This is a genomic window from Phocaeicola sp. RTP21198st1_B8_RTP21198_201120 (assembly GCF_040929485.1).
Classification (GTDB): domain Bacteria; phylum Bacteroidota; class Bacteroidia; order Bacteroidales; family Bacteroidaceae; genus Phocaeicola; species Phocaeicola dorei.
This window is the reverse complement of sequence record NZ_JBCOCI010000146.1, coordinates 1-5,114: the sequence shown is the minus strand read 5'-3', so window position 1 is coordinate 5,114 and position 5,114 is coordinate 1. Positions and strand designations below refer to the sequence as shown.

Annotated in this window: 2 protein-coding genes; one reads left to right on the top strand and one right to left on the bottom strand. The window is 37.1% G+C overall.

Going from position 1 to position 5,114, the window contains the following annotated elements:
* A partial coding sequence (locus AB5935_RS23395; protein WP_368327619.1) for a hypothetical protein occupies nt 1-2,170 on the top strand: 2,170 nt, incomplete at its 5' end.
* 168 nt (nt 2,171-2,338) lie between these two features.
* Here the strand turns inward: AB5935_RS23395 and AB5935_RS23390 are convergent.
* Nucleotides 2,339-5,114 (bottom strand): hypothetical protein (locus AB5935_RS23390; protein WP_368327618.1); only part of this gene is annotated, 2,776 nt, incomplete at its 5' end.

Genomic DNA, 5,114 nt, shown 5'->3' with positions numbered 1-5,114 from the left:
GGCTACCATCTATGATGCTGTGGTCAACCCCAAGACACGCAAGAGTCTTACAGCAGAACTTTCCGAGTTAAAAATGGATATTATTAATCAAAAAAAGGGAGAAAATATTATTGATAATTTTGATCAAAGTACGGCCTATATTGTATATGGTAATCAAGGAGAAATAGCATCAAGTATAGAAAAAATCACAAACAATGCGACATTCATAGCAACAAAATTAGAATGTAAAGCCGGAGATCGATTTCTGATTACTGGAAAGTGCGTTTCTGTACAAGCTAGGGCCTATGTTTTTGTTGATGAATCCGATAGGATTTTGCTAAAAGCAAGCCAAACATTTGTTGGGGAAAAATCTGTAATTGAGGCTCCGGAATCTGCCATTACCGCTTACTTTACATTAACAAAATCTGAATCTGTTGAATTTGTAATATTAGACTCGTCAATAGAAGAATTAAATGACAAGATTACTGAGACAAACAAATCCTTTACAAGCTTAAAGGAAGAGGTATCAAATATTATTACAACCGAAAGCGGGATAGAAGAAGAAATCTACAACAGCACTTATTTGTCTAAGGATTATATATCATCTGGAGGCACACTGGGTACTGCTGCAAGATACTGGTCTGTAAGAATACCTGTGGCAAAAGGATTGAGGTATAAACTGGATTCTTCAAATGTCAGTAATCAAACAGTATTTAGAATTGCCAAAACCGTAGAAAGAAAAATAACAGAAGTCTTAATCAATGAGGCTTCACCAGAGACAAAAAAATATGAAATTTATTGTGATGGCTCATTTAATTATATACTTTGGACATTAAGCAATGCCTATGATTTGGAAGGCACTCCAAGTGTCAAGAGAATAGAGGGGGGAGGAAAAAAATTAAGTCCTGATATTCAGATTTCACCTGAATCATTGCCTGGTTTCGAAGATAGTATAAAGGAGATAACAGATAGACTTGATGGAATTGTTTATAAAAGTAATATTATCTATTGTTATGCCAATCAGGAAACGGCGAATCAATTTCAAGCTATTGAGGACGGGATTAATATATTTGTAGGATATAAAGCCAATGTAAATTCCATTCAGAGGGCCATAAATTCCATACCAAAAGATACAGACAAACAATGGTATATTTTTGCTGTAGGGGAGTTCAGGACATCATCATTTAATCATTTTGCAACGGAAGATCCGTTATCGGGAGAATCAAAGGAAAACTATGTCTGTTATATAGAAATGGTTGACAGGCAAAATATTCATTTGTTCGGTGTTGGTAATAGGGCTACAAAAATAATATGTGATATGCCTGACAGTGGTTTTCCAACTCCTGTATCTAATTTACATCCATTGTTGATAAAAAAAACTAGGAATTGCAGTTTCCACAACTTTTATATTTTTGGGAAAAATGTAAGATATACCGTGCATGTTAATGGCATTAAAGAAAGCGAATCTAATAAATTATGGTTTGACAATGTGGAATTCGACAGTGGAAAGAATAATGGAGAGGCTGCGGATAGCTGGCCGTATGGTTCCCAAGCAATAGGTATAGATATTGCATCTAACATGAATCTGATTTTTACTAATTGTATAAATCCATGCTTGAGAGGACATTTTGGCAGTATGGGATATGGAAGACATTTTATCCTGTTTAAAGGGTGCTATTTTTATTCCGATGCAACCAATGTGTTGCCCTCGGAAAATATTCCATCCCCAAATAGTTTTATAGATTACAGGTTTATAGGTAACAAGTTCTATGGGCTTTCAACGTTATTTAATGGTTCCTTAAAAGAATCAGGTGTAAAGATGAAAATTAGTGGCTGGGGGAATAGTATTGTTTATTTTCCCAAACCAACTCTGTATTTTAATGAAATAACGGATATTGCACAGACATATAAAACTGAAAGTTCGATATTAGCCGGTAATTTGGTGAATCTATATGGGGATAAGGCTAATGGTAAAATTGAATCTGTTGCTATGTTCAACAGCTCAGACGGGAAAGTTATTTGTGCCAAAAATATCATGTATGAAATAAATAATATTCTTGTTTCAGAGAACTATCTTCCTAAAGATGGAGATTACTGTAAGGCAGTAGATGGATTATTGGCGAAATCAGAATATCCTACTAATGCTTATGTTTTAGTAAGATCAGGTATAAAGTATTTAATAGTAGAGTAATCCATCAACTATGATGTAAGGGCTGAACTTGGTGTAGGTCAGCCCTTATGTTTAAAACCATTCCGCATCCGGATGTACTTCTACGGACAAATGATTCATTATTTTGATGATTAATTTTTGTATCATAAATATATGTTTTGAGTGTTACTGATAATTTTCCGAGTTATTCTACAGATTTATAATAGCTAATACAACCGGTTCATACGCTCTTCCTATTTCACGCAATCCACCGCTATCATAACTCGGATGAACCCCGTCTCTTCCATTTTGTAGAACTGTCGTAGTTGCACCGTATAAGTCACATAGTGATTTTTCAGAAAGTGAGCCATATCCATATATATTGTCCATCATCGCATAAACAGGAACAAGAGTAACATAGTCGCTATAAGGATTACCTGTATCATCGTTTCCTTCAAACAGTGATATGATTTCTTCGGCAAATGACAATACACTATATTTCTTAGGGCTGTTGTTGTTATTACTAGCGCCCGAAAAAGTCATAAGTTCAGCACCATAAACCTCTAATCCAAAAACGAATTTAGTATCCGGATACTGGTTGTGAAATTTATCAATAATTTGTTTCGCACGTAATCTGGCAGTCTGTACACTTTCTGAATTTACGTCCTCATAAGACTTTACCTCGTTGTATCCCCACTGGAGAATGAAGATGTCAGGAGCATCAAATCCCCAATAATCGAAGTAGTATTTGAAATCCAACTCATCAGTTGACGGATTCCAGAACGGATTATACCTCGCATCATCCGCAGATGTGTATGTAATCGTTGCATCACCGGCCAAAGTGTTACCATTAGCGGATTGTGTTTTTGTGATTGTACCGCCTGACGGGAAATTCCCTGTTCCTGACGTATCATCTTCCGTACCATCACCATAATTAGGGTCTGAACTGAATTTCCCCAATTTTAGTTTTCCGCTATATTTACCATCACTCCCTGCTGTCAGTCTGAATCCTCTCACTACCCAAGATATACTATTCCCATCCAAGTAAGATGTACCGGGATAGCCTGTAACCGGTAATTCTGTAATCCCCGAAACGGTCAATATCTTTGCTGCCCCTTTGGGTTCCGTGATAAAGGACATGTTCCCACCACTCTGTACCTCACCCCAAATATCTTCGGCATAACTGGAACCGGTAGTTTTAGTGCGGTTAATCATGGTTCCGATATATTCAACCGTAACATTATCTTCTTCAAGCAAATTTTTCAATTCAACTTGCCAGCCACCCAGATCAGATATACTATCCCCACTATCCAATATCTTAACTGTCTTATGGGATGAAGGATTGGCAAGTATATTAAATTTGATTTGCAGTTCTTGCAACAATTTTCCAAATTTTCGAAGCGTAAGCTTATTATTAAAAACAGATGCAGCTACGGGGACCCCTGACAATTGCCTGTCGAAAACCTTTAATGTGGCGTTTGACACTGAGAAATCAAAGTTATCATGACATGAGCACTTTATAGCCTGCTTATAATATAAATTATTTTGCCGATTGGCTTTGAAATACAAACTGGACGGCAATACTAATTTTGCCGGGAAAACTTCTTCATTTATAATTTGCTTAACTTCATCCTGTGTCGTTCCGCTGCCTATGCCTTCGGGTAAACTTTCCTCGCTAATTACATAATGAAAAGGCTCGTATTCAGTTGCGGTTGAACCATACTCAATCTGTCCTTCTGTCTTGTAATTTGAAGCTAAGAATGTCGCTCTGACATAGGCTGTATTACTCTCCAGTGTAATGGTTAAGGTCTGTTTATTTTGAGTGGAAGTTATGAATGTCTTATCCGAATCGTATTGACTGAAATAAATTGGTCCCAAAGCAAGGGGATGAGCTGTTATCATCCTCTCCCCCTCTACGGCTATATAATCGGACGTCACATAAGTGGTACTATTAGCAATTGTTCCATTCTGACGCAAAAATCCATTACCTGCCTTATCCGGATCAAATAAGTTTTTTCCGACCACCACTTTAGGCATTTGACTCTGTAATGTATCTAATGTTGCATTAGTATTATTTATCTCCTTTTCTTGTTTCGCAAACCTTTGCTCATTATCATAATTCTCTGTATATGACTCATAGGGTGTTGCAGTGCCGCCCTCAAAGAACATTGCATTATCAATGACAGCAGTTGATATGCTTAATCTGATGTAAGCAGCGTTTGACGGTGAGGTAGTCACGCCTGATTTGGCCGCTTCTTCTATCGCATTAAATTCTTTGTCAAACCAGACATTTGATGCACCGCCCGTATTCGTATTTTGGATATAATATGATGTATTTGGATTGACTTTGATATAGTGAGATAAAGACAGGGTCGAATTCGTTTTTAAATTACCTGAGGCATCAATATAATACCCATTCTTTACGGTTAATTTGTTAAATAAGTTCTTACCCAACGAAACACTTTTCTTATCCGCCATTTGTGTTTCAAGTTCTGTCTTATCAGCCGCCATTTGTGTTTCAAGCCTCACAAACTTCTGCTCGTTATCATAGTTGTCGGTAAAAGGCTCATAGGATGTTGCCACATCTCCAAGCTCCATCTGCGCTGCACCCAACTGAGATTTAGATATTGACAGTCTTATATAAGCTGCATTTTCAGGGGTGATAACAGTTCCGTCCTTAATTGCAGTCAATACTTTTAAATTATCGTCAAAGATAACGTGATATGCTCCACCAACACCTGTCTTACTAATATGATATTGTGTATTGCCTTCTATGGAGATGTAGACTGTTACGCAATATGAGGAGAGCTGTTTTAAACTTCCGTCTTGCCACAAATAATATCCATCTGTCAGATTCGATGGATTTATAATATTTTTTCCGACAGAGTATTCTTTTTTCCCTGATATTCTAGCATCTATTTCAGAAAGTTCCGAGGTCAGACTCTTTCGTGTCTTGGGGTTGACCACCGCATCATAGATGGTAGCT